This is a genomic window from Duganella dendranthematis (genome assembly GCF_012849375.1).
Classification (GTDB): domain Bacteria; phylum Pseudomonadota; class Gammaproteobacteria; order Burkholderiales; family Burkholderiaceae_D; genus Rugamonas; species Rugamonas dendranthematis.
This window is the reverse complement of the sequence record NZ_CP051684.1, coordinates 6,148,635-6,172,284: the sequence shown is the minus strand read 5'-3', so window position 1 is coordinate 6,172,284 and position 23,650 is coordinate 6,148,635. Positions and strand designations below refer to the sequence as shown.

At 63.5% G+C, this 23,650-nt stretch carries 29 protein-coding genes; 9 read left to right on the top strand and 20 right to left on the bottom strand.

The features are described from left to right. Positions 1-2: 2 nt before the first annotated feature. Both HH213_RS28290 and HH213_RS28285 read left to right on the top strand, forming a co-directional pair. Complete coding sequence (locus tag HH213_RS28290; RefSeq protein WP_146235989.1) at positions 3-617, top strand: hypothetical protein; 615 nt, start codon at positions 3-5, stop codon at positions 615-617. 26 nt (positions 618-643) lie between these two features. Further along, a complete protein-coding gene (locus HH213_RS28285) occupies positions 644-1,228 on the top strand; it encodes a hypothetical protein (RefSeq protein ID WP_169114481.1) in 585 nt (194 codons plus the stop codon). Positions 1,229-1,235: 7 nt separating this feature from the next. On the opposite strand, the gene HH213_RS28280 is transcribed toward HH213_RS28285, so the two are convergent. Further along, complete coding sequence (locus tag HH213_RS28280) at positions 1,236-2,042, bottom strand: class II glutamine amidotransferase (RefSeq protein ID WP_110849525.1); 807 nt, start codon at positions 2,040-2,042, stop codon at positions 1,236-1,238. 155 nt (positions 2,043-2,197) lie between these two features. Here HH213_RS28280 and HH213_RS28275 point away from each other — a divergent pair, with 155 nt between their 5' ends. Next, complete coding sequence (locus HH213_RS28275; RefSeq protein ID WP_169114480.1) at positions 2,198-3,019, top strand: EAL domain-containing protein; 822 nt, start codon at positions 2,198-2,200, stop codon at positions 3,017-3,019. A 19-nt stretch (positions 3,020-3,038) separates the two neighbouring features. Here the strand turns inward: HH213_RS28275 and HH213_RS28270 are convergent, their stop codons facing one another. Next, on the bottom strand, positions 3,039-3,380 hold the full coding sequence (locus tag HH213_RS28270) for an energy transducer TonB (protein WP_110849527.1): 342 nt from the start codon (positions 3,378-3,380) through the stop codon (positions 3,039-3,041). A 256-nt stretch (positions 3,381-3,636) separates the two neighbouring features. On the opposite strand from HH213_RS28270, the gene HH213_RS28265 reads away from it, so the two are divergent. The 5 genes from HH213_RS28265 (at position 3,637) to HH213_RS28245 (ending at position 8,523) form a co-directional block, all read left to right on the top strand. Next, the gene (locus tag HH213_RS28265) at positions 3,637-4,392 is read left to right on the top strand and encodes a YcbK family protein (RefSeq protein ID WP_443093323.1); all 756 of its coding nucleotides are present in this window, start codon (positions 3,637-3,639) and stop codon (positions 4,390-4,392) included. A gap of 45 nt (positions 4,393-4,437) precedes the next feature. Then, on the top strand, positions 4,438-4,848 hold the full coding sequence (locus HH213_RS28260) for a hypothetical protein (RefSeq protein ID WP_169114479.1): 411 nt from the start codon (positions 4,438-4,440) through the stop codon (positions 4,846-4,848). A gap of 23 nt (positions 4,849-4,871) precedes the next feature. Next, a complete protein-coding gene (locus HH213_RS28255) occupies positions 4,872-5,648 on the top strand; it encodes a transporter substrate-binding domain-containing protein (RefSeq protein WP_169114478.1) in 777 nt (258 codons plus the stop codon). Positions 5,649-5,651: 3 nt separating this feature from the next. Further along, the gene (locus HH213_RS28250; RefSeq protein WP_110849530.1) at positions 5,652-6,314 is read left to right on the top strand and encodes an amino acid ABC transporter permease; all 663 of its coding nucleotides are present in this window, start codon (positions 5,652-5,654) and stop codon (positions 6,312-6,314) included. A 73-nt stretch (positions 6,315-6,387) separates the two neighbouring features. Then, positions 6,388-8,523: a putative bifunctional diguanylate cyclase/phosphodiesterase gene (locus HH213_RS28245; RefSeq protein ID WP_229263208.1), complete on the top strand. Its 2,136-nt coding sequence runs from the start codon at positions 6,388-6,390 to the stop codon at positions 8,521-8,523. 4 nt (positions 8,524-8,527) lie between these two features. Here HH213_RS28245 and HH213_RS28240 read toward each other — a convergent pair whose 3' ends face one another. From HH213_RS28240 to flgB, 12 genes are all read right to left on the bottom strand, one after another. After that, on the bottom strand, positions 8,528-9,577 hold the full coding sequence (locus HH213_RS28240) for a hypothetical protein (RefSeq protein ID WP_110849532.1): 1,050 nt from the start codon (positions 9,575-9,577) through the stop codon (positions 8,528-8,530). 20 nt (positions 9,578-9,597) lie between these two features. Continuing rightward, positions 9,598-10,509 carry a flagellar hook-associated protein FlgL gene (gene flgL, locus HH213_RS28235; RefSeq protein ID WP_110849533.1) on the bottom strand — a complete coding sequence of 304 codons (912 nt, stop codon included), beginning with the start codon at positions 10,507-10,509 and terminating at the stop codon, positions 9,598-9,600. 10 nt (positions 10,510-10,519) lie between these two features. Beyond that, positions 10,520-11,890 carry a flagellar hook-associated protein FlgK gene (flgK, locus tag HH213_RS28230; protein ID WP_110849534.1) on the bottom strand — a complete coding sequence of 457 codons (1,371 nt, stop codon included), beginning with the start codon at positions 11,888-11,890 and terminating at the stop codon, positions 10,520-10,522. A gap of 93 nt (positions 11,891-11,983) precedes the next feature. Then, positions 11,984-12,427 (bottom strand): hypothetical protein, encoded by a 444-nt coding sequence (locus HH213_RS28225; protein ID WP_169114476.1) that lies wholly within the window; start codon positions 12,425-12,427, stop codon positions 11,984-11,986. A 9-nt stretch (positions 12,428-12,436) separates the two neighbouring features. After that, positions 12,437-13,549, bottom strand: a complete 1,113-nt coding sequence (locus tag HH213_RS28220; RefSeq protein ID WP_169114475.1) for a flagellar basal body P-ring protein FlgI — start codon at positions 13,547-13,549, stop codon at positions 12,437-12,439. A gap of 25 nt (positions 13,550-13,574) precedes the next feature. Continuing rightward, positions 13,575-14,246, bottom strand: coding sequence for a flagellar basal body L-ring protein FlgH (gene flgH, locus HH213_RS28215; RefSeq protein WP_110849537.1), 672 nt, complete (start codon positions 14,244-14,246; stop codon positions 13,575-13,577). Further along, complete coding sequence (gene flgG / locus HH213_RS28210; RefSeq protein ID WP_169114474.1) at positions 14,246-15,037, bottom strand: flagellar basal-body rod protein FlgG; 792 nt, start codon at positions 15,035-15,037, stop codon at positions 14,246-14,248. The genes flgH and flgG overlap by 1 nt, the downstream gene beginning before the upstream one ends. Before the next feature lie 23 nt (positions 15,038-15,060). Next, positions 15,061-15,792, bottom strand: a complete 732-nt coding sequence (locus HH213_RS28205; RefSeq protein WP_110849539.1) for a flagellar basal body rod protein FlgF — start codon at positions 15,790-15,792, stop codon at positions 15,061-15,063. A gap of 10 nt (positions 15,793-15,802) precedes the next feature. Further along, positions 15,803-17,062, bottom strand: a complete 1,260-nt coding sequence (locus tag HH213_RS28200; protein WP_169114473.1) for a flagellar hook protein FlgE — start codon at positions 17,060-17,062, stop codon at positions 15,803-15,805. Between the two features lie 27 nt (positions 17,063-17,089). Then, positions 17,090-17,758, bottom strand: coding sequence for a flagellar hook capping FlgD N-terminal domain-containing protein (locus tag HH213_RS28195; protein WP_110849541.1), 669 nt, complete (start codon positions 17,756-17,758; stop codon positions 17,090-17,092). 3 nt (positions 17,759-17,761) lie between these two features. Further along, on the bottom strand, positions 17,762-18,184 hold the full coding sequence (flgC, locus tag HH213_RS28190) for a flagellar basal body rod protein FlgC (RefSeq protein ID WP_161045240.1): 423 nt from the start codon (positions 18,182-18,184) through the stop codon (positions 17,762-17,764). Between the two features lie 22 nt (positions 18,185-18,206). Continuing rightward, on the bottom strand, positions 18,207-18,569 hold the full coding sequence (flgB, locus tag HH213_RS28185) for a flagellar basal body rod protein FlgB (protein WP_110849543.1): 363 nt from the start codon (positions 18,567-18,569) through the stop codon (positions 18,207-18,209). A 240-nt stretch (positions 18,570-18,809) separates the two neighbouring features. Between flgB and flgA the strand changes: the two genes are divergently transcribed. Then, complete coding sequence (gene flgA, locus HH213_RS28180) at positions 18,810-19,445, top strand: flagellar basal body P-ring formation chaperone FlgA (RefSeq protein ID WP_229263207.1); 636 nt, start codon at positions 18,810-18,812, stop codon at positions 19,443-19,445. Here flgA and HH213_RS28175 read toward each other — a convergent pair. The 6 genes from HH213_RS28175 to HH213_RS28150 are packed head-to-tail and all read right to left on the bottom strand — an operon-like array spanning position 19,426 to position 23,639. Then, on the bottom strand, positions 19,426-20,190 hold the full coding sequence (locus tag HH213_RS28175) for a glycoside hydrolase family 73 protein (protein WP_169114471.1): 765 nt from the start codon (positions 20,188-20,190) through the stop codon (positions 19,426-19,428). The two genes, flgA and HH213_RS28175, sit on opposite strands and share 20 nt — an antisense overlap. Continuing rightward, on the bottom strand, positions 20,177-20,623 hold the full coding sequence (flgN, locus tag HH213_RS28170) for a flagellar export chaperone FlgN (RefSeq protein ID WP_229263206.1): 447 nt from the start codon (positions 20,621-20,623) through the stop codon (positions 20,177-20,179). Before flgN ends, HH213_RS28175 begins: the two co-directional genes overlap by 14 nt. Beyond that, positions 20,620-20,895 (bottom strand): flagellar biosynthesis anti-sigma factor FlgM, encoded by a 276-nt coding sequence (locus HH213_RS28165; RefSeq protein ID WP_110849545.1) that lies wholly within the window; start codon positions 20,893-20,895, stop codon positions 20,620-20,622. The genes flgN and HH213_RS28165 overlap by 4 nt, the downstream gene beginning before the upstream one ends. 39 nt (positions 20,896-20,934) lie before the next feature. Beyond that, entirely contained in the window at positions 20,935-21,945 is a 1,011-nt protein-coding gene (locus HH213_RS28160) for a flagellar motor protein MotB (protein ID WP_110849546.1), read from the bottom strand. Further along, positions 21,929-22,843, bottom strand: coding sequence for a flagellar motor stator protein MotA (gene motA / locus HH213_RS28155; RefSeq protein WP_110849547.1), 915 nt, complete (start codon positions 22,841-22,843; stop codon positions 21,929-21,931). The genes HH213_RS28160 and motA overlap by 17 nt, the downstream gene beginning before the upstream one ends. A 58-nt stretch (positions 22,844-22,901) precedes the next feature. Then, positions 22,902-23,639 (bottom strand): FliA/WhiG family RNA polymerase sigma factor, encoded by a 738-nt coding sequence (locus tag HH213_RS28150; RefSeq protein ID WP_110849548.1) that lies wholly within the window; start codon positions 23,637-23,639, stop codon positions 22,902-22,904. Positions 23,640-23,650: the final 11 nt, after the last annotated feature.

The following is a 23,650-nucleotide window of genomic DNA, read 5'->3' as shown; positions in this document are numbered from 1 at the left end:
TTATGTCTACTAAAAAATCACTACCTCTCCTTCTCCTGTCTTTCCTGTTCGGCTGCGGCCAGGCCGATAGCGCGCCGGTTGTCGGTTTGTGGGAAAACTACGCCGTCGTCAATACGCAGATGAAGGTACTGGCGCGGCCTAACTACGTCTTTACCGACCGTCAATTAACCGAGCCAACCGTGTTCACCGGCTTGCAGAACGACAGCGCCGAGATGGTGGTGGTGTGCTGCGTGAAGGTCAGCAAGCTGACGGCCGTGGATCTGAAGACCATCCTGCAAAAATATGCCGCTGATACTGACTTCACCCAGCATATGAAGAGTATCAAGGGCTTGCCATACGTGTATGAAGCCGAGCCGGTCGACAGCAAGCAGTGGACCAATCTGATGCAGACTGTAATGGGCATTGCGGCGAACAAGAACGATCCGTCGCCGTATTCGGTGCCTGTGATTGGCGCTGCATTCGAGAAAAAGGAAACGCTGCCGCTGGCGTTCCAGATCGGCGGCCAAAAAGCGCGCCTGACCTCGAAAAAGACGGCCGACGGTAATTCGATCAGCTACCAGTTCACGCTGGACGGCAAAGTCACCACCTTCTCCGAACCGGCCGAGCCGCACGACTGATGCGGGTCTGGTGGCCGCTTCTGGCAATGACGGCATTGCTGTTCGGCTGCGGTTGGGCCGATGGCGCGCCTGTCGTTGGGCTGTGGGAAAACCAAGCCGTCTTGGATACACAGCTAAAGGTGGTGGCGCGGCCAAACTATGTTTTCACGGATCGCCAGCTCACCGAGCCGACCGTGTTCACCGGACTGCAACCCCACGGCTCTGGGCAGATTGTGGTGTGCTGCGTGAAAGTCAGCAAGCTGACGGCGGTGAATTTGCATACCGTGCTGAAAAAGTATGCGGTCGACTCTGGTTTCACCGAGCATATGCAGGGCATCAAGGGGCTGCCATATGTGTATGAAGCCGAGCCGGTCGACAGCAAGCAGTGGACCCGCCTGATGCAGGTGGTGATGCGGATTGCGGCGAACAAGGAGGATGGCTCGCCGTATTCGGTGCCGGTGATTGGCGCTGTGTTCGACAAGACGGAAACGCTGCCGGCAACGTTCCCGGTTGGCAGCCAAAAAGCGCGCCTAACCGCGAGAAATACGGCGGACGGCAATGCCACCCGCTACCAGTTCACGCTAGATGGCAAGGTCACCACGTTCTCGGAGCCTTCCGAGCCGCACGACTGATCCCGGTCTAGTAGCACACCGCCAGTTGTCCCTCCGGCTCCAGCGCCGGGGCGGCGCCGACTTCCACGCCGCCGGCGAACAGCTTCAATTCTCCCGCATTGAAACGCGTCCAGTGTTCGTTGGAGGTAAGCGGCTGGGTGGCGATGACGGCGATGCGGTCGTCCAGGTGGTTGTGGCGGCTGAAGTCGATGCTGAGGTCGCAATCGATCAGGTGCGCCACCGAGAACGGGTACTCGCGCACCACCACGTGCAGGTCGGTGCTGCAATGGGCAAACACCAGGTCGCCATTCGACAGTATGAAGTTGAAGGTGCCGTAGTCGGCGATTTCGCCGGCCAGCGTTTCCAGCGCGGCGTACAGCTGGTGCCGCTCCGGCTGGGTGTCGAAGCGCAGCGCCAGGCCGGACAGCAGGTGGCAGAAGGCGCGTTCGCTATCGGTGTCGCCCCACGGTGCATACAGGCTGGGATTCGGATCGAACAGTTTCAGGTCGCCGTTGTGGGCGAACGACCAGGTCTGGCCCCACAGCTCGCGCGTGAACGGGTGGCTGTTTTCCAGCGACACGCGGCCCTGCGTGGCCTTGCGGATATGCGCCACCACGCTGCGCGCCTTGATCGGGCTGCGCTTGAACTGCGCCGCCAGCGGCGAGTGGATCGACGGTAGGTAATCGGTGTACAAGCGGCAGCCGGTCGGCGTGTGCAGGGCGATGCCCCAGCCGTCCTTGTGTTCGCCGGTACGGCCGCCGCGCTCGGAAAAGCCGGCAAAGGAAAAATCTACCGCAGCCGGTTTATGGCTGCTCATCGCGAGGAGTTGGCACATGGTGTACGACCTGGTTAAACGATGACCTCACGATAGCGGTCGCACTGCCCGGGCGGAACGAATGTTTTGGCATATCCATAGGCGAAAGCATTCGTTCAGCTTTCCTGCGCGCGGGCATACGCTGTCGACATTCTCAGTACCCGTAGAGGCGTTCCATGTCATTCCCCATCCTGCAAAAGTACCTGGCGCGTCTATCCGACGCCACCGGCGCTGCTTCCAGCATCTGGCTCGATCACGAGGGCAAGGCGCAAGGGCGGTTTTTTAATTGCACCATGAGTAGCGCGTTCCAGCCGATCCGCCAGCTGGACGGCGGCGCAGCGCAGGCCTACGAAGGGCTGGCGCGCAGTGTGTCGGCGCAGGACCAGGGACTATCGCTGTGGAAGCTGCTCGACCACGCCGCCAGCGACGACGAGTCGATCGAACTCGACCGGCTGTGCCGCATGCTGCACGCGATTAATTTCTTCCGCCAGGCTGGCGAATCGTCGGCCGACCTGTACCTGAACGTGCACGACCGCCTGCTGAGCGCGGTCAGCAGCAATCACGGCCATGCCTTCCGCCGCATCCTCGATGCGCTGGAATTGCCGCTGGGCCGGGTGGTGCTGCAATTGCCGGCGGCCACACCGCAGCAGGGCTGGCTGTTGAATTATGTGTCGGACAACTATCGTCGCAACGGTTTCCGCTTTGCGGTCAATGTGAACAGTCCCCGCGATGGGCTGGGCGTGCTGGATCGTTTGCGGCCGGACGTGTTCAAGCTCGACGCGCGCGAATTGCAGGATCAGAAGGGATTGCTGGAGCTATTGCAGCGCAGTGCTGCGTCCAATGTGGCGGTGGTGTTCAAGCGGGTAGAGACGGAGCAGCACCTGACGGCGTTGCGCGAACTTGGCGCGGCCGCAGGTGTGTCATTGCTGGTGCAGGGTTACTTGCTGGATGAGCCGCGCTCGGTGTTGCTTGGGGAACCGGCGCGGCGCGCAGCATGAGCCGCATTGCGCACACTGATTAGTTCAGTACCCATTTGTATTGCACTTGGGCCCAGACTGGCTCGGCGCCGTTGCTGGCTGGCTTGAATTTGCAAGCGGTGCTGGCGCGCAGCGATGCTTTGTCCAGGGCGACGTGGCCGCTCGACGAGATCACTTTGCTGTCTTTGACATTGCCGTTGGCATCTACCAGCACGGCCAGTTTGACGTTGCCTTGCAGTTCGTCGTCTTGCCATGCGTTGCGGTAGGCTGGTGCGTCGCATTCTGCATCGGCCAGACGTGGCGCGGTGGTAGCTGCGCTAGCTTGGTTCGACAGGGTCGACAGGGTGATCAGGGACAGGGCGGCGATAGAACGGATGATCATGGTAGGCTCCAGTAGTTAGTTCAACGGGAAAACTTAATTCGATGAGTGAACTATACTGCGACGCACCATATATGAATACTTTATTGTTGGAATGCCTGCCATTAGCAAGCTGTATAACTCTGTGGTAAATTCTATTTCCGATACACAATATTCGTATCACTCACGCAGCTGTATCATTTCTTAAGCGTAAGTTAGGGTCATTTGTGTTTCCCTCTGCATAGGCTATAGTAACAACATTGCTTTTCACGGATAGACTATGGCATCGCGCAGAGCTTTCATACAGCAGGGGTTAGGGCTGACCGCTGCGAGTTTTTTATCTGTGCCCTTGATCGGCTGTGCCACCAGCACGCCGGTGCGGCATAGCAGCACGACGGCTTCCAGCAAGCCGGTCGTCAAACCGGCGGCGCCAGTTCAGGCGCAGGCGCAAAGCATGCCGCGCGCCGCCGACCAACTGGCCCCATCCGGCGCCGGCATGAACGGCATGGAACCGCCACCCGATATTTTCGACGCCCAGGCGCTTGACCTGGAATTCTGGCTGCGTCCGCGCACTATTGAAGTGGTGCGTCCGGCCAGCAAGGAGCGCGCCAAGTTGCTGTACTGGAAAGACGGCGAAATTATCGAATCGGCTTACCAGGACTTGTGCCATTTGCTGCGCGACGTCAACGGCGGCAACGAGACCCGCACCATCGATCCCAAACTGTTTGAAACGCTGTGGGGCACGCAAGCCTTCGTGCAGCGCTACGGTATCGATGCGCCGCTGGAAATTTTGTCCGGCTACCGCACGCCGGCTTCCAACCAGAAGCTGCGCGAAGCCGGGGTGCCGGCCGCGCGCCAGTCGCTGCACATGGTCGGCCGCGCCGCCGACATCCGCATCGCCACGCTCAATGCCGAGGTGCTGGGCGGGCTGGTCAAGAGTTTCCGCCAGGGCGGCGTCGGTTTCTATTACCGCGCCGGTCCGCGCGGCGGCTGGATCCACGCCGACACCGGCTTGCAGCGCACCTGGAAGGGTTGAGCGCGATCGGCTACACTGGCGTCTTGGCAACGCAACAGGATGAGCATGCAAGACAACAATGAGCCGCCACGCTTCCGTCCGGTGACGTGGAGCGGGCTGGAAACGCCCGTCGACGTGGAACTGTGGATCGAAGAGCACAACCAGGCTTTGCAGCAGCATATCGGCAAGAACGAGACTGGCTATGGGGTCTGCTTCACGCTGGCCGAGGGCGGCGAGATCTATCTGCAAACCACGCAGGACGGCCATCTGGTGCTGGACGTGACCGACGAAGCGTCCTGGGTGGCGCCGCTGATCATGGCGGCCGCGCGCGTTGCCGAAGCACCGGCCGGGTCGCTGTGGGTGCTGCCGGACGATAAGCTGGTGCAGTTGATGATAGGCTTGAGCGGTTTGATCGCCAGTTCTATCCTGGTCGTTGGCCATAACTTCGGCCTGCGTCGTCGCATGGGCGCCTGGTAGGCGTCCGCCCTGAAAGGAATTCCATGTTGAAACGTGAATTTATGCTGGCGCTGGTTGCGCTGAGCCTCGCTGTGCCGGCTTCGGCGGCCGACCTGCTGGCCACCGTCAAGGCGCGCGGCACGCTGAAGGTCGCGACCGAAGGCACCTATCCGCCGTTTAACTACCGCGAGAAGAATGGCGAACTGGCCGGCTACGACGTCGACGTCGCGCGCCTGGTCGCCAGCAAGCTGGGCCTGAAAGTGGAATTCGTCACCAGCGAGTGGGCCAGCATCCTGGCCGGGCTGGCGGCGGGCAAGTATGACGTGATTGTCGCCCAGGTCGGCATCAATCCCAAACGCGAGCAGGCCTTCGATTTTTCCGCACCGTATATCTACTCGATGCCGCAGCTGATCGTCCGTAACAACGAGACGGCCGGCTACAAGTCGCTGGCCGACCTCAAGGGCAAGAAGCTGGGCGTGGGGCAGGGCAGCGTCTACGAGCAGCAGGCCAAGGCTGCGACCGGCATCGAAGTGCGCAGCTATGCGGCGGCGCCGGACACCATGGCGGACCTGGCGGCCGGCCGCATCGACGCCGCACTCAACGATAGCCTGATGTCGGCCTATCTGCTGAAGATCTCCAAACTGCCGATCAAGGCTGGCGCGCAGGTCGGCGCGGTCGAGCGCATGGGCATTCCGTTCAAGAAGGGCAATCCCGAATTCAAGCAGGCGCTGAACAAGGTACTGGCGGACGCGGCGGCAGACGGCAGCCTCAAGGCCATCTCGCTGAAGTGGTTCGGCGTCGACGTCAGCAAGGCGCCGTAAGCGATGGAGTTGCTGGACCTGCTGCGCGAAGCCGCGCCGGTGATGCTGCGCGGCGCCGGCTATACGGTGCTGTTTGCGCTGGCGGCGATGGTGGGCGGGCTGCTGATCGGTTTCCCGGTGGCGGTGCTGCGCATGCTGCCGTACCGCCTGCTGGCGTGGCCGGCCGGCGTGTATGTCAGCCTGATGCGCGGCACGCCGCTGCTGGTGCAGATGTTCGTCATCTACTACGGCCTGCCCAGTGTCGGCATTGAATTTACGCCGGTCACGGCCGGCATCCTGGCGCTCAGTTTGAACTCCGGCGCCTTCCTGTCGGAGAGCCTGCGCGGCGCGATTTCCTCGATCAGCCAGGGCCAGTGGGCGGCCAGCTACAGCCTCGGCCTGGGCTACTGGCGCACGCTGTACTACGTGGTGCTGCCGCAGGCGCTGCGGGTAGCGGTGCCTGCCATGAGCAATACGCTGATCAGCCTGATCAAGGATACTTCGCTGGTGTCGGTCATCACGCTGACCGAGCTGATGCTGTCGACCAAGGAAGTCATCGCCACCACCTTCCAGCCGCTGCCGCTGTACCTGAGCGCGGCGGCCATTTATTGGCTGCTCAGCCTGCTGTTCGAGGCGCTGCAACGGCGCGCGGAACAACGCTTGAACCGCGCACACCGCAGCAGATAAGCGGTACGCTCGACATCCCCGTTGCGAGATGTTAGTCTTAAAACATCAACCAAGGGGGTGTATGGATAAGACTATGCACGCTGAGATTGCTGGCCTGTCGGTATTGCCGGGGCAGGCTGCGATCGAGCCTTATGCTATCAATGCAAACGCTGATGCGGCCGCCGCCGATGCCGTCGAGCCATCATGGTTCAACGACATCTACCTACTGGCGCCGGTCGGCTATTTCGTGTTGTCGTTCGATACCACCATCTTGCAGATGAATGTGGTCGGTGCCGATCAGCTCGGCATTCCGCGCGCCAATCCCGAGCGGGCCACGCTACGCCAGTTCGTGGCGCCGCGCTTCCACGACGACTTCGACCGTTTCCTGCGGCGCGCCGTCAACAGCGCCCAGCCCGAACAATGCAATCTGCAGATGCTGCGCGGCCGCGACCGCCAGGGTTTTCCGGTGTCGCTGCGCGCCAGCGCCGACAGCAGCGGCCAGGCCGTGCGCGTGGTGCTGGAGCCGGCCGAAGGCAAGCTGCCGGCGCTGGAGCACAGCGAGGAACGCTTCCGCCGCATCGTCCACAATGCCGAGGAAGGGATCTGGGAAATCGACGCCGCCGCCCGTACCAGCTTCGTCAATCCGAAGATGGCGCAGATGCTCGGCTACAGTATCGAGGAGATGCTGGAACAGCCGCTGGTGGCCTTCATGGACGAGGAAGGCCGCACCATCCTCGAACGCAATATCGCGCGCCGTCAGCAGGGCCAGGCCGCGCGCCACGAGTTCAAATTCCTCCGCAAGGACGGCGCCGAGCTGTGGGCCACGCTGGCCACCAATCCGATCTTCGACAGCGAGGGCGGCTACCGTGGCGCGCTGGCGCTGGTCAGCGACATCACCGACAGCCGCGCCTCCGCCGAGCTGATCTGGCAGCAGGCCAACTTCGACACGTTGACCGCGCTGCCCAACCGGCATATGTTCCAGGACCGCCTCGGCCAGGAGCTGAAGAAGGCGCGCCGCGAAGGCTTGCTGCTGGCGCTGCTGTTCATCGATCTGGACGGTTTTAAAGCCGTCAACGACACGCTTGGCCATGCGCAGGGCGACGCCTTGCTGGTGGAAGCGGCGCGCCGTATCGGCCGCTGCGTGCGCAATTCGGACACGGTGGCGCGCCTGGGCGGCGACGAGTTCATCGTCATTCTGCCGGGGCTGGAACAGGTTGATGGCGTCGACCGCATCGCCCAGAGCATGCTGACACTGCTGAGCAGGCCGTTCGTGCTGGACGGCGCGCAGCCGTCGATCTCGGCCAGCGTCGGCATCGCGCTGTATCCGGCCGACGCCAGCGCGTCCGATGAGCTGCTGCGCGCGGCCGACCAGGCCATGTACGCTGCCAAGCAAAGCGGCCGCAACCGCTACAGCTATTACACGCAAGATCTGCAACTGGCGGCGCAGGCGCGCCAGCAGGCCACGCTGGATCTGCGGACGGCGCTGGCGCAGCAGCAGTTCGCGCTGCATTACCAGCCCATCGTCAATCTGCGCAGCGGCAAGATCGAGCGCGCCGAAGCGCTGCTGCGCTGGCGCCATCCGCAGCGCGGACTGCTGGCGCCGGCCGAATTCCTGCCGTGCGCCGAAGCCGGCGGCATGATGCTGGAAATCGGCGACTGGGTGTTCCGCCAGGCCGCGCAGCAGGCGCGCCAGTGGCAGGACGAGCTGGGCAAGGGCTTCCAGGTCAGCATCAACCAGTCGTCGGCGCAGTTGCGCGGCGATACCGCGCTGTATGTGGACTGGCTGCGCCATGCGGCGGAGCTGGGCCTGGCGCCGCGCAGCATCGTGCTGGAGATTACCGAAGGCGTGCTGATGGACGCCAGCCGCGCCGCCGAACGCCTGCGCGACCTGCGCGAGATGGGCTTGCAGGTGGCGCTGGATAATTTCGGCACTGGCTATTCCTCGCTGTCGCATCTCAAGCATTTCGGCATCGACCTGCTCAAGCTGGACCGCAGCTTTATCCAGCATCTGGCCAACGACAGCGGCGACCTGGCGATGTGCGAGGCGCTGATCGTCATGGCCCACAAGCTGGGGCTGCGGGTAGTGGCGGAGGGCGTGGAGACGGCGGCGCAAAGCGGCTTGCTGGCCATGGCCGGCTGCGATTATGCCCAGGGATATGCGTTTGCCGGCGCGCTGCCGGCGCAAGAACTGGCCGCTCTGGCCAAGCGCGGCCTGCAGCTACTGCACTAACGGTTCAAGAACGCAGGCGCAGCAGCGACATCACGCGCTCGCGGCTGATGCCGGCCAGCGCCGAGGTGATCGACAGCAGCGACTGGTAGCCGGGCTGCTTGGTGGTGGAGACGAAATTCTGCGCCACCTGGTCCATGCCGCCCTTGGTGGCGGTCGGATCGGCGCTTTGCACGCGGGCCGCGACCTGGGCCAGCGCCTGGCGCACCGAGGCGATCGACTGCTCGACCTTGGACAGCGACTGCACCACCTGGGCCAGCGTGGTGCGGATCGATTCGAGGTCGGTGGTTTGCCAGGTGTCCGGATCGACTTGCGGCGCCTCCGCATCGGCCTTGACGCGGGTCAGCTGGCCGCCGGGGAAGCGGATGCCGCCGCCCTGCAGGGAGATGGTGTCGCGCACATTGGCCCACTGCGATTCCGCGGTGGAAAAGGTCAGCTGGCCGTCGTCGCTGATCTCGGCGCGCACGCCGGCCGGCGCCAGCGCGTCATTGAAGCGCTGAGCAATCTGCTCGTCGCTCAAGCCCGGCTCCAGCACCACCGAGCGCACATTCTGGCCGCCGCCAATAGAGACGGCGATCACCTCGCGGGCGCCGCCGCGCAGGTTGCTCAGGTTCAGGCCGCGCACGGTGAAGCTGGTGTTGCTGCCCTTGGTGCTGAAATTCAGCTGGCTGTCGAGCGTGCCGCCGGAGGCGCTGGTGCGGCTGCGCCAGCTGTTGCTAAACTGGCGCACCCGTGCTTCCAGCGCGCCGTCGGAACGCTGGCGGGTCGCCAGCCGGGTGCTGAGGTCGGATTTCAGGCTGCGCAGCTGGGCCGCGCTCTGTTCCAGAAAGTCGAGCGCCTGCTGGGCGCCGGAGATATCGCCTTGCAGCGGCTGGTCCCAATTGCTCAGACCGCGCCGCAGCGGCGCCGCTGCATTATTGGTCGGCGTGACCGGCGTGGCGGTGGCGGCGTTTTCGCCGTTCAAGCCCAGCGCGGTACCGTCCACCGCGCTGGCATTGCTGCCGGCGTTGGCGCCGGGAACAATCACCGGAGGCGTGGAGGCGGACGAAATTTGCATACGAGGCGGCGCTTATAAAATTACAGGATGTTGAACAGCGACAGGCCGCTGATTTTGGCGTAAGCCTTGTACGAGGCTTGCAGCGCCGTGTTATAGCCGTTCAGCTCGACGGTGGCCTGGCCGTAGTCCAGCGAATTCAATTCGAAAATCGCGTTCTGGTTCGACAGGCTGACGTTGGCGTGATTGCCGTTCAGCGTGTCCATGACGTTTTGCGCGCCGCCGAAGGTGGCGATCTTGCCCGCTACCAGCTCCAGCGTCGCGCTGGTGCTGTCCATGCTGTCGGCAATGGCGGCCTTGACTGCTGGATCGCCCGGGTCGACGGTGGTCTGCGACAAGGCATCGATGGTGGTGTCCAGCTTGTTGAGCATGCCTTCCAGACCGGAGACGTCAACGTTGACGGTCTGGCTGATACCGTTGCCGATCACCGACTTCTGCTGATTGGTGTTGCCGCTGAAGGTGTAGCGCGAACCGAGCGGCGCGCTGGCATCGTAACTGATGGCCGGGGTGCCGGTAGCGGTGCCGGAGAACACATAATTGCCCTCCTGGTCTTTTTCGTTGGCGCTGTACAGCAGGCTGTCGCGCAGTGAAGTGAAGGTGGTCACCATGGACTTCAGGTCGTCGCCGGTGTTGCTGCCGTCGGCCGCCAGCACCAGCTGGTCGTGGGCCTGGGTGATGTCGTTGACCATGCTCTGCAGATAGGTCTCGTTGGACGACAGGCGGATCTTGATGGCGCCGATATTGTCCTGGTACTGGCCGAGGATGGCTTCCTCGCGCGCCAGGCGCGACAGGCGCACGGCGGTGACCGGATCGTCGGACGGTACCTGGATCTTGTTGCCGCTGGACATTTGCGCGCTCAGCGAGGACAACTGGCCCTGGTTGTATTGCAGGCTGCGCGTCATGGTGGCCTGGAATTGACTGGTGGCGATACGCATGAAGCTCTCCTTAACCGAACATTTGCAGCGTGGATTCAAACAGGGTATTGGCCACGGCAATCACCTTCATATTGGCCTGATACATATTCTGGAATTCCACCAGGTTGATGCCTTCTTCGTCGCTGTTGACGGCGCTGGTGGATTTCCAGTCGTCTTCCGCCTGCGAACGGACGGTGGTGGCGGTCGCCAGCAGGGCCTGGTTTTGCTGGCTCTGGATGCCCAGCTTGCCGACCAGCTGGGTGTCGGCGTCGCTCAGCACCACGTCGGTGTTGCCGAGCGAGGACAGCTGGATCTTCTGACCCTTGACGTCAATCAGATTCTGCAGATTGCCGCTGTCGCCCGGCGTGCCGTCGCTGGAGAACGCCAGGCCGCCACTGGTAAAGCCGTCACTGATTTGCATGATGCCGGTGGTGGCGGGCACCTCGAACATCGGCTCGCCGGTGACGCCCGGGGCGGTGTAGCCGGTGGCCTGGGCGGCGTTGATCCGCGTTGCGACCTGGTCAGCCAATTCCTTGATCGAGGTCTGCAGCGGAATCAGCGTGTTTTGCTTGAAGTCGCCCAAACCGCCCAGCTGACCGCCGACCTTGGTGTCGTCCAGCGTGAACTTGACATTCGAGTAGCTCAGCTGCAGCACCGGCGAACCGCTTTCGGTGCTGTAGGACACGGTCGAGGCGGAGTCGCTCATCACCAGCGGCTCGCCGCTCTTCAGCGAGACGTTGACGCTGCCGTTCGGGTTGTAGACCACGTCCACGCCGACCTGCGCCGAGACGCTGTCGATCAGCTGTTCGCGCTTGTCCATCAGCGCCGAGGTGTTGGTGCCGGTGCCGCCGACCGAGACGATCTGCTTGTTCAGCAAGGCAATGCCGGCCAGCGATTCGTTCAGCGACGGCAGGATCGCCTGCTGCTGCTGGGTGACCGAGATCACCTGGTTGGCAGCCACGTTGTAAATCGAGTTGAACTGCTGGGCCATGGAGTTGGCCGTGGTGACCACCTGCTGGCGCAGCGGGCTGGAAGTCGGATCGACGCCGGCCGCATTGAGCGCCTTGAAAAAGTTGTCGATGCCATAACTGATACTGGACTGCTCGTCGCTCATGACCGTTTCCAGCGCCGTCAGGTAAGGCTGGGTCTGCGCGTGTGCGCCCAGATCCGAATTGGCGCGCCACATCTGTTGCAGCTGGTAGGTATTGCTGAAGCGCAGCAAGGAACCAATTTGCACGCCATTGCCCGCCGACAGCGTGCCCGGATCGGACGCGGTCGCCTTCAGCAGCACGCCCTGGCGGGTGTAGCCCGGGGTCTGGACGTTGGCCAGATTCTGGCTGACGGTATTCAGTGCGGCCTGGGCGGCCAGGGCGCCCGACAGTGCGTTATAAGTAATGGTCATGGTGCGGGTCTTTTCCTGGTGAAGTCCGAGGAACCCGTGGCGCGCTGCACAACGCCGGCGCCCACGGGTCCGATAGTAATAAGGGGCGACCGTTTATTGCTGCTGATTAAGCGATTCCGGAGAATTTTGCGATTCGGAAACTTTTGCGGAGGAATTATTGACGGCGACCGTGGTGGCGGGGACGGCCGGGGCGGCCGGCAGCAGCTGGCGCAGGATGGCGTCGGCCACGCCGAAGGCGCGTTTGCCGGCCAGCTGGTCGGCCACCAGGTTGTCGGCCATGTCCAGCATGTCCTGGTTGATGCGGTCCTTGCTCGGGCTGTCGTCGGCCGCCAGCGCGCGGGTGCCGTCGCGCATCTGGTGCAGCATGTGGCCGATGAAGAAGCTTTCAAACTTGACCGCCGCCTCGGTGGCCTTGGCGCGGTAGGCCGGATCGACGGTGTCGCCCGGCGCCGCCGCTTGCGGCGCCACGGCGGTGCTGCTCAGCTGGCCGGCGACGCCGTTGGCCAGGTTGCGGTCGAGGGGAGTGTCGAAGTTCATGCGGAATCCTTAAATGACGACCAGTTCGCCTTCGATGGCGCCGGCCTGATCGAGCGCCTGCAGGATCGCCATGATGTCGTCCGGGGTGGCGCCGAGGCTGTTGACCACGTCGATAATCGATTGCAGCTTGGCGCCGGCCGGCCATTTGAACATCTGGGCCGGGCCCTGGTCGGCGCTGACCTGCGACTGCGGCGACGACACGGTGGTGCCGCCGGCCAGCGCGTTCGGCTGGCTGACCTTGGTCGATTCGGAAATCACCACCTTCAGCGAACCGTGGGTGACGGCGGCGGCGCGCACGCGCAGGCCTTCGGCGATCACCACGGTGCCGGTGCGGGAATTGAACACCACTTTCGGCGCATCTTCGCCCACTTCCACATTCATCGACTCCAGCTTGGCCATGAAGGCCACGCGCTGGGTCGGATTGGCCGGCGCCACCACGTCGACGCTGGTGGCGTCGCTGGCGGTGGCGATGTCGCCGAAGCGCTTGTTGATCGAGTTGACGATGTTGATCGCCGTTTCAAAGTGGGGATGGCGCAGCGACAGGCGCACCGACGGCTTGGTGTTGAAGTCGCTCGGGATTTCGCGTTCGATATTGGCGCCGCTTGGAATGCGGCCGGAGGTCGGCGTGTTGACGGTAATCGACGAGCCCGACTTGCCCTGGGCGCTGTAGCCGCCCACCACCACATTGCCTTGCGCCAGCGCATAGGTTTCGCCGTCGGCCGCGCGCAGTGGGGTCAGCAGGAGGGCGCCGCCGCGCAGGCTCTTGGCGTCGCCCATCGACGACACCACCACGTCGATCGACTGGCCCTTGCGGTAGCCGGGCGGGAACACCGCCGACACCATCACGGTGGCGACGTTTTTCGATTTGGCGTCAGTGCCGTCCGGCACCTTGACGCCGAACTGCTTGAGCATATTGATCACGGACTGGCTGGAGAACTTGACCTGGGTCGAGTCGCCGCTGCCGTTCAGGCCGACCACCAGGCCGTAGCCGACCAGCGGATTGTCACGCACGCCCTCGATGGCGACCAGATTGCGCAGCGCCTGCGCGGCCTGCACCGGCAGGGTGGCGCCCAGCGTCATGCTGAGCGCCAGGGACACGGCGATAAACTTGCGGAAATTCATGTGGTCACCCGTCTTTCAGTAAAACTCAGAACGGCATCAATGGGCCGTTGAAGAAGCGCGTCAGCCAACCCGGCTGCTGGGTTTCGGCCAGCGTGCCTTGCGCCGAGTAGGCGATGCGGGCGTTGGCGATGCGTTGTGACGACACCTGGTTGTCGGCGTCGATATCGGCCGCGCGCAGGTAGCCGCGCAGGCGCACATATTCTTCGCCGTTGTTCAGGGTCAGGGTTTTTTCGCCGGAGATGCGCAGCAGGCCGTTCGGCAGCACTTCCTGCACGATCACGGTGATGGCGCCGGTCAAGGCGTTCTGCTGGGTGCTGGTGGCGTCGCCGGCAAAGGTGTTGGAGGCGCCCAGGCCGATCGCCGCCTTGCCGAAGGTCTTGCCCAGCAGATTAGGCGCGTTGATGTTGTCGGCCGACTGCTTGGAATAGCTGGTGCCGGCCTTCTTGCTGGCCTGTGTGGTTTCCAGCAGGTTGACGGTGACCACGTCGCCGACGCGGAAGGCGCGGCTGTCCGAGGTCAGCGACAGGCCGACGTCGGAGCTGAACACGCCGCCCGAGACGCCGCGCGGGCCGCTGTTGCGAGCCGCCGGTGGCGGTTCGTCGGACGGACCGGGCCGCACCGCCGGCGGCTGCAACTGGGCGCAGCCGGCCAGGGCCAGCGTCGCCAGCAGCAGCGTGGAGCGCAGTGCGGTGTGCATCAGCGTGCCGCCGCCGACAGGTACTGCAGCATATTGTCGGCTGCCGACAGCACCTTGGTGTTCATCTCGTAGGTGCGCTGGGCTGCAATCATGTCGACCATCTCTTCGACCACCTGGACGTTCGAGCCTTCCAGCGTGCCTTGCTTGATCTTGCCCCACTGGGCGGTACCCGGCTGGCCTTCGGTCGGCGTGCCCGACGACGGCGTTTCGGCGAACAGGTTCTCACCCAGGGCCAGCAGGCCGGTCGGGTTGATGAACGAGGTCAGCGTCAGCTGGCCCAGCGCCTGCGGCGTGACGTTGTCGGCGATCTTGGCCGACACGGTGCCGTCTTCGCCGATGGTCAGCGCGGTGGCGTTGGCCGGCACGGTGATCTGCGGAATCAGCGGCAGGCCGCTGGCGTTGACCAGGATGCCATTGGCGTCGACCTGCAACTGGCCGGCGCGGGTGTAGGCGGTTTCGCCGTTCGGCTGGCGCACCGACAGGAAGCCATTGCCCATCACCGAAATGTCGAGGTCGCGGCTGGTGGTTTGCAACACGCCCTGGGTGAACACCTTCTGGGTGCCGACCAGGTGCACGCCGTTACCCAGCTGCACGCCGGACGGCGCCAGCGTGTTGTTGTCGGCGCGCTGTGCGCCTGGCTGTGCTTCGACCGAGTAGAACAGGTCTTCGAACACCGCGCGGTCGCGCTTGAAGCCGACCGTGTTGGCATTGGCCAGATTATTGGCGATGGTTTGCAGCTTCATGTCCTGAGCTTGCACGCCGGTTTTGCTGATCCACATTGCTGGATTCATGATTTCTCCCTGGTGGTGTGTGGTTAGCTGCCGCTAATCAGGCGGTTGCCGGCTTCGGTCATCGAATCGGTCGACGTAAACAACTTCATCTGGATTTCAAACGTGCGGTTCAGGCTCATGGTGGCGACCATTTCTTCGACCGCCGACACATTGCTGCCTTCCAGGTGGCCGGGCCGCACCACTACGCTCGGGTCGGTGGCCAGCGGCGCGCCATCGCGCGCCACCAGCAGGCCGGCTTCGTTCTTGGTCAGTTCCGATCCTTCGGCCTTGACCAGACGCAGCTTGTCGATGGTTTGCATGATGGTGGTGCCGGGCGCCTGGATCGAAATGGTGCCATCGTTGCCGATGTCGATACGGGTGTACTCCGGCAGCGTGATCGGACCGCCTTCGCCCATCACCACGTCGCCGTTGACGCGCAGCGTGCCGGTTTCATCCAGCACCATATTGCCGGCGCGGGTGTAGGCTTCGCCGCCACCGGCGGTCTGCACCGTCAGGAAGCCGGCGCCGGCCACCGCCACGTCGAGCTCGCGGCCGGTGCTCTTCATCGTGCCCGGTTTGGTCGACACGCTATTGGCCTGCAACTGCGCCATGTGGCGGTCGTCGTAGCCGTAGCCGTTGACGGTCTGCGCGGTGGTCAGCTCCATATTGGCGCGGAAACCGCCGGTGTCGACGTTGGCCAGGTTGTTGGCGTGGACCTGTTGGCCGCGCAGGGCCCGTTCGGCCCCGCTCATGGCGGTGTAAATCAGCGCATCCATCGGTTAGTCCTTAGATCGCCTGCATCAGCGATTGCAGCATGGTGCTTTCGGTCTGGATCACTTTGGAGTTGGCCTGGTAGTTACGCTGCGAGGTCATCAGACCGACCAGTTCCGAGGTGATGTCGACGTTCGACTGTTCCAGCGTGGCGACGTTCAGCGTGCCGTTGACACCGACACCGGCGACGTCGGTATTGGCGGTGCCGGAGGCGGTCGAGGCTTCCCAGCTGGTGTCGCTGACCTGGGTCAGGCCCTGCTCGTTGGCGAAGGTGGCCAGCACCACGCGGCCGACGGTCTGGCTCTGGCCGTTGGTGTACTTGGCGATCACCGAACCATCGGTACCCAGCGAGACGCCGGAAAATGCGCCGGCGCTGTAACCGTCAACCGGCGAGTTGGAGGCGGTTGAGGTCTCGCCGGCGAAGTAGGTGGTGCCGGTGTAGTCGATGGTGACGGCGCCGCTCATTTTGGCGCCGCTGGCGAACTTCGGCCACTTGGTGGCGTCGGTGGTGTCCAGCTGCGAAAAATCGAGAGCGTTGACGGTCTTGGTGCTGTCGGCGTCGGCGTTCAGCTGGCCGGTGCCCGGGTCGAATGCCAGTTCCTTGGCCGGGCCGACCAGGTTGCCGTCAAGCGCGTAATTCACCGTCACCGCGCCTGGGCCGGTCATGCTGAAGTACTGCGTCAGCACGTGTTTGGTGCCGACGCTGTCGTACATGTCGGTCGACTTGCTGACGTTGTAGGTAGATGGATCCGGCGGCGTGGTTGGCGTCACGTCGTCTGGGAAAGCGTCCTTCACGGTCCAGTCGGCCGACAGGTTGCCCACATAGGTGGCCTTGGTGGTGATCTGCGCCGGGATCGATTTGTTCGGAATCGCCAGGTCGCCCTCGGCGCCCAGTTCGGTGCTTGGCGGCGTGATCGCCATGCCTTGCACGCGGCGGCCGGAAGCGTCCACCAAGTAACCGTCGAGCGAGGTGTCGAAGATGCCGACGCGGGTGTACTGCATGCTGTTGTTGGCGGTGCGCGTGACGAAGAAGCCGCGGCCGCTGATCGACGCGTCCAGGTTGTTGCCGGTGTTCAGGATGCCGCCCGACAGACCGATGCTTTGCGTGGTCGAACCGACCTGCACGCCGTTCAGCTGGCTGCCGGCCACCAGCGTGGCAAAGTTGGCGCGGTTCGATTTATAGCCGTAGGTGCCGGCATTGGCGATGTTGTGGCTGGTGACGTCCAGCGATTCGTTGATGGCCTGGATGCCGGACAGTGCGATATCGAAACTCATGATGGACCTTCCTGAAGAATGGGCAGATTAAATGGTGGTGGCGGCTTTGCCGTTGAAGGCGGACAGCGTGTCGGAACCGGTATCGCCGACATTCGAGACGTTCAGCTGCACGCTGCCGTTGGACAGCAGGCGCACATTGTTCAGGCGGCCCTGGATGTTGACGCTCGGGGTCTCCTTGCTGCTGGTTTCCAGCGCGACCGTGTAGCTGCCGGCCGGCAGGCCGAGGTTGGCCGGGTCGATGCTGAAGTCGACAATGCCCGGCGCCTGCGTGCCCAGCGCCACTTCGTGGCGGGCGCCGTCGCTGCCGGTCAGTACAAGCGTGGTGCTGGTGCTGGCCGCGGTCAGCGTGGCCTGGCCGGTAACCTTGGTGCTGCCGTCCAGCTTGACCGTGCTGGTGTTGATCATGACGTCGGAGCCGACCTGGCCGCCCAGCGCCATGACTTGCAGGCTCGACAGCGCGCTGGCGCTGGCCGAGGTGATGCTGGCCATGTTCTGCAGCGATTCGGTCTGCGACAGCTGGGTCAGCTGCTGGACGAATTGCGCCGGATCGGTCGGCGACAGCGGGTCCTGGTTCTGGATCTGCGCCACCAGCAGCTTGGTGAACATATCCGACGTTTCACTGGCGGTGTTACCGGTGATGCTGGTGCCAGTGGTGGTGCCGGTGCTGCTGTTGTTATTAAGGAGACTGACGGTCATGACTTAGCCTTCACCGAGTTTAAGGAGGGATTGCTGCATCGTGCGGATGCGGCCGAGAACTTCAACATTGGTCTCAAAGGCGCGCGAGGCCGACATCATGTCGGTCATCTCGGCCACCTGGTTGACGTTGGGGTAGAACACCATGCCGTCGCCGTTGGCCATCGGATTGCCCGGCTCGTAGACCTGGCGCAGCGGCTCGGCCGACTGCACCACGTCCAGCACCTGCACTTTGCCGCCGGCGCTGGCCATGCCGTCCGGGCTGTCGCCCATGACGGCGGCAAACACCGGCTTGCGGGCACGGTAGGTGTCGGCTTCGGTGCCGGCCACGGAATCGGCATTGGCCAGGTTACTGGCGATGGTATTGAGGCGCACAGTCTGGGCCGCCATGGCCGAACCGGCAATCTCGGAAATATTCTTGAACGACATCTGATACTCCTGTGACGGCCGCTTATTGACCGCTGATGGCCTTGGCCAGACCCTTGAAGCGCATATTGGCGAAGGTCAGGCTGGTCTGGAAATCGGTGGCGTTCTGCGAGAAGGCGGCTTGTTCGACGCCGATCTCGACGGTGTTGCCGTCGCGCGTAGGGTGGTAGGGCACGCGGAACAGGTTGGCGCTTTCGCCGCCGTCGCCGATGTCGCCATTGCCTTCGGCCTGGACATTGGCCAGCGTGGCGCTGAAGTCCATGTCGCGGGCCTGGAAGCCCGGCGTGTTTTCATTGGCGATGTTGGCCGCCAGGATGCGGGTGCGGTCGGCGCGCAAGGCCAGTGCATCGGCGTGGACGCCAGCCGCATCTTTGAAGTTAATGCCCATCTTCTTCCCCTGTGTGACGTTGCAGTAAAACGCATCGGCATGAGTACCAGTTGCTACTTGCCATGTAGAATGGCGGCCAAGCCCTGGTGGGCCACCGCTTCCGGCATCATAGTAGAGGTATTGCTCATGTTCAACAAACCTATTGTAACTGTTTCGGCCCGTAAGTTGCTGGTTTGCATTTCATTTTATTTGCCAACGGTCGCCTTTAGTGCGGTCACTGCCGAGCAGGTGCCGCCGCTCGTGGAAAAAGCCGCGCACGACCATGTCGCGCGCTGGACAGCGTCGAGCGGCTTGATCGAACCGCAATTCAGCGTCACCGTCGTGCCGGGTTCGCGGCCGTTGGCGGCCTGTTCCCAAGGCGTCACGGTGCAGGGCGCCGATACCCGGCAACCGGCGCGCATGCGTTTCATCGCCGTTTGCGCCGGCGCCGGCGGCTGGCGGTACGAGTTCATCGTGCGCGCCCAGATCAGTGCGCGCATTGCCGTCATGGCAAATGACTTGGCGATTGGTAAAGTTCTGGCAGACGAAGATGTGTTGCTGGAGCGCCACGAAATCGGCTCATTGACCGACGTCATCAGCGATCCGCAAGACGTGGTCGGCATGAGCGGCAAGCGGGCGCTGCGGGCTGGCGAGGTAGTGCGCAAGACGCTGCTGATGGCGCCGACGGTGGTCAAGCGCGGGGACCCGGTGCGGATTGTCGCGCGCCGCGATGAAATCGAGGTCAGTATGGCTGGCGAGGCGCTGGACGCCGGCGCCCGTGGCGACACGGTGCGGGTGCGCAATGCCAACGGCACGGTGATCCGCGCCCGCGTAACCGGCGCCGCCACGGTGGAACCCATGTCGATGCCGGTCACGGCTAGTTCTCCGTCGGAGTAGGACTGAGTTTGCCGCCGCGCTGCAATTGCGTGGCCACCTTGCTCAGCTTGTCTGCATAGTTGGGATCGGTGGCATAGCCGGCCTTGGCCAGTCCGCTGGCGAAGGCGCGTGCATCGCTGCCGGTGTTGAGGGCGGCCGCGTAGCGCGGATTGCTGGTCAGCAGATCGGCGTAGTCGCGGAAGGCGCTGCGTGTGTCCGGGTAGCTGCGGAAGCGCTCGGTCTTCTTCAGCAATGCGCCATGTTCGAATTCGGTGGTGCTGGCGACGGCGACGTCACCCTGCCAGCTGCTGCCGGCCTTGACCCCGAACAGGTTGTTGGCGTTGGCGGCGCCGTTCTTCAGCGGTTGCTTGCCCCAGCCCGATTCCAGCGCCGCATGGGCGGCCACCAGTTCCGGCGCCACGCCCAGCTTGTCGGCGGTTTCCTTGGCCCACGGCTGGATGGCGGCCAGGAATTGCTGCTGGCTGTCGCTGTCGACGCCATTCTCTTCGTCGATGACGCCGCTGGCGCGGTTGCGCAGCGCCATGGCTTGCAAGCTCATGGCCTGGGACGGGGCGACGTCGCTGGGAAAGCCGCCGTCGCCCTTGGCGATGTAGGTGGCGACGTCGGTCTGGACCTGCTGAAAGGCGCTGCTGAAGCTGCCGGCAGACGCAACACCGCCAGTGGCTGCGGTTGGGCGGCTGGCGGTCATATTGGAAACGGTGGCGGCAGTGGGGGCGGTGGCTTGCATCCCGCTAAGCTGGCGCATAAATCTGCTCCTCGCCATGCAGCACGCGCTGCATGATGGTGTATTGCTCGGCCAGCAAATCGCCGTTGCGTTTGCTGAGGCGCTTGCACTCGAGCACCGCAGTTTCCAGCGATGCCCAGTCAGCCTCCATTTTCTCCCGTGCCGCATTTTTCAGCAAGGCAAAAGCCTGAGCCATATTGCCAGTTTCACCAACTAAACGTTGTACCAGCGCCACGCGATCGCTGCGGCGTTGCTGCATGGCGTCGACTAGCGTGCCGATACCTTCGGCGGCGGCCTGCAGTTCGCTGGCTTTGTGGCGCAGCGAGGCGCGGAATTGTTCGTGCAGCAGTTCCTGCAACTGCGCATAGGCTTGCAGGTCATCGGCGATACCGGCCAGCAGGGCGCGCATGGCGTCCTGGCGGCTGAGGTTGCTTACTGCGGTGCTAACCGTCACTGTTCGCTCCCGTGGAAGCGCTGGATCAAGCCGGCCAGCTTGGCCGGGTCGAACGGCAGTTCGCCCTTGGCCAGCGCATCGCGCAGCATGTCGATTTTTTCCTGGTCGATTTCCGGCATCTCGCGCATCGCCTGCAGCGCCGGCTGCATGACCGACGATTGCAACGGTGCGGCGGACGGGGCGGGCGCCAGTGCCTCGGCGGCGTCGGCCGGGGCGCTGTCGGCTACGCGCTGGACGGCCAAGCCGTCCGGAGTCGATGTCGAGATTCTCATGCGGGTGCCTCTTGTTGGCTTGGTTTCCATACGTCTGTCTTATTTGTTGCGTCGCGGATCACGCAACGGACTGTCGCCCTGGCCGGTGAGCTGGTTGCGCAGCTTCTGCAACACGGTGGCGTCCGGCAATGCGGTGTCGACATCGTGGATCAGGGCGCTGCTGTTTTCCGGCATGCCGAACATGGCGGCAATGGTCTTGGCCTGGGCGGTGGTCAGAATCAGCAATTCGATGCGGCGGTTGACGCCGGCGTCGACGCGCTTGGTGTCGAGCGGCGCACGGTCGGCCATGCCCACCACTTGCAGCACCGATTCCGGATTCATCGAGCCGGCCAGCAGCTGGGCGCGGGCCGACATGGCGCGGTTGGCCGACAAGGTCCAGTTGGAGAAGGCGGCATAGCTGGTGTCGGCGTATTGCAGCGAATCGGTGTGGCCGACGATCAGCATCTGGTTTTCCATCTGCTTGAACAGCGGCCCCATCTTGCGCAGCAGCGCGCGGAACTTGTCGGTCGGCACCGCGCTGCCGCGCACGAACATGCCCTGGCGGTCGGTGTCGTGCATCATCACGCGCAGGCCGTAAGGCGTGATCACCGCTTCCAGATTCGAGGTCAGGCCGTAGTCGGCGCTCATCTTGGTCAGCGCCTTGGACAGCGCGGCCAGGTCGTCCGGGCTGTCATAGCGTACCTTGGACGATGGTTCGGACGGGATGTCGGTCTGCTCGGCCTGGGCCTTCTTGGTGCCTTCGGTTTCGGTGCTGCCGAAGTGCGGCATCGGGAAGCGGTCGATCAGGCTGCCGCGCGGGCCGCCGACCTGCTCCGGCATCACGCCCTTGCCCTGGTCGGTCTTGGCGCCGTCGGCCTCGGTCAGGATCTGTTGCAGCGACTCGGTATTGCGCGCCGCCATCAGCCACAGCACCAGGAACAAACACATCAGCGCGAGACAGAAGTCGGCGAACGCTACTTTCCAGGCGCCGCCGTGGTCGTCGTGCTTGTGCTTGCCGCCACCACGCTTGATGATGGTCTGGTCATGCGCTTTATCATGCGGCTTTAGCACCACGTCCTCCGCGACCAGAGTTGTCGGACGAACCGCTGTCGCGGCCTTCCAGATCGTTGATCCAGCGTTCCAGCTGGGCGAAGCTTGGCTTGATGTTCAGCTGTACCAGGCGGCGGCCGGCGTCGATCGCCAGCAGCGGCGGTTTGCCGGCCACGTGGGTGACCAGCACCACCTTGACGGTTTCCTTGTTGGCGGCTTCCGAGTTGACCAGCTGTTTCAGCATATTGCACAGTGGATCGATCAGGCCGTAGCACAGGAAAATACCAATGAAGGTCCCGACCATGGCGGCGCCGACGTGCTCGGCGATCTCGCCCGAGGTGGCGCCTTCGCTCACCGTGTTCATGGTGATCACGATCCCCAGCACCGCCGCCAGAATGCCGAAGCCCGGCATCGCTTCGCCGATCTTGTTGAGCGACTTGGCCGGCTGTTCCTGCTCGGTGTGGATGGCTTCCAGTTCCTGGTCCAGCACGCCTTCGAGTTCGTGCGCGTTGATTTTGCCCATGGCCATCAGACGGAAGTTGTCGACGATGAAGGCCAGCAGTTTCGGTTCTTCCAGAATGCGCGGATAGCGCTGGAACAGCGGGCTGTCCTTCGGCGCCTCGACGTGGGCGTCGAGCGCCTTCAGGCCGCCGGCGGCCAGTTGCAGCAGCTCGTACATCAGCAGTAGCAACTGGCGCTGGAATTCCGAGTCGTACTTCTTCTTCATGATCTTCTTGATCTGCGTCATCAGCTCCTTGAGCACGTGGGTCGGGTTACCGATCACCAGCGCGCCAATGCCCGAGCCGGCAATCACGATCAGCTCGATCGGTTGCCAGATCTGATGGAATGCTCCGCCCATCATGAAGAAGCCGCCGAAGACGCTGCCTAAAACGATGATAATGCCGACTATTTGCTGCATGATGATTCGCCTTTCCGCGTCATTTTTCTAATCCCTGCTGCCTCGCGCCCGATGTGTATCAGGTGCTTTGCAGAACTGCTTTCATTTTGTTCAGCGCCGCCTTGTTCAGCTGACAGACGCGGGCGTCGGTCAGGTCCAGCACGGCGGCGATTTCCTTGTAGCTCAATTCGAACTCGTAATACATTTGCACCACCCGCTGCTCGCGCTCGTCGAGGCCGCGCAGCGCCTGCTCCAGGCTGCGCCGCACCACCAGCTGGTCTTCCGGGCTGGGGGCGCTGTCGTTGCTCAGGCTTTCGTGCAGGATGTCGTCGAAGCTGGCGATCAGCTCGGCGTTCTCATCCAGCAGGTAAGCCTGGTAGGCGTCCGCCGTCAGGTTCAGGCCGCTCATGATTTCCTGCTCGCTGGGTTCATGGCCCAGCTTGCGGGTGAGGGCGCGCACGGCGTCGCGCAGCTTGTGGCTTTGCTGGCGCACCGCGCGCGGCCGCCAGTCCTGGCGGCGCAGCTCATCGAGGATGGCGCCGCGGATGCGCAGGCTGGCATAGCTGCCGAAGGCGCCGTCCGGCTCGCCGTAGCGGCGCAATGCTTCCAGCAGACCCATCAGGCCGATCTGCTCCATGTCGTCGCGGTCGATGGCGCCGGCGATCTGCGAGTTGAGCTGGCGCACGATGCGCTTGACCAGCGGCGCATACGCCATCAGATGCTTTTGCTCGTCGGCCACGCTGTGCGTCAGCGGCGCGGCGCCGTGCTCGCCATAACTCTCGGCATAAGTATCTGCAAATTCTTCCACGTATCCCATGCCCGCTCCAC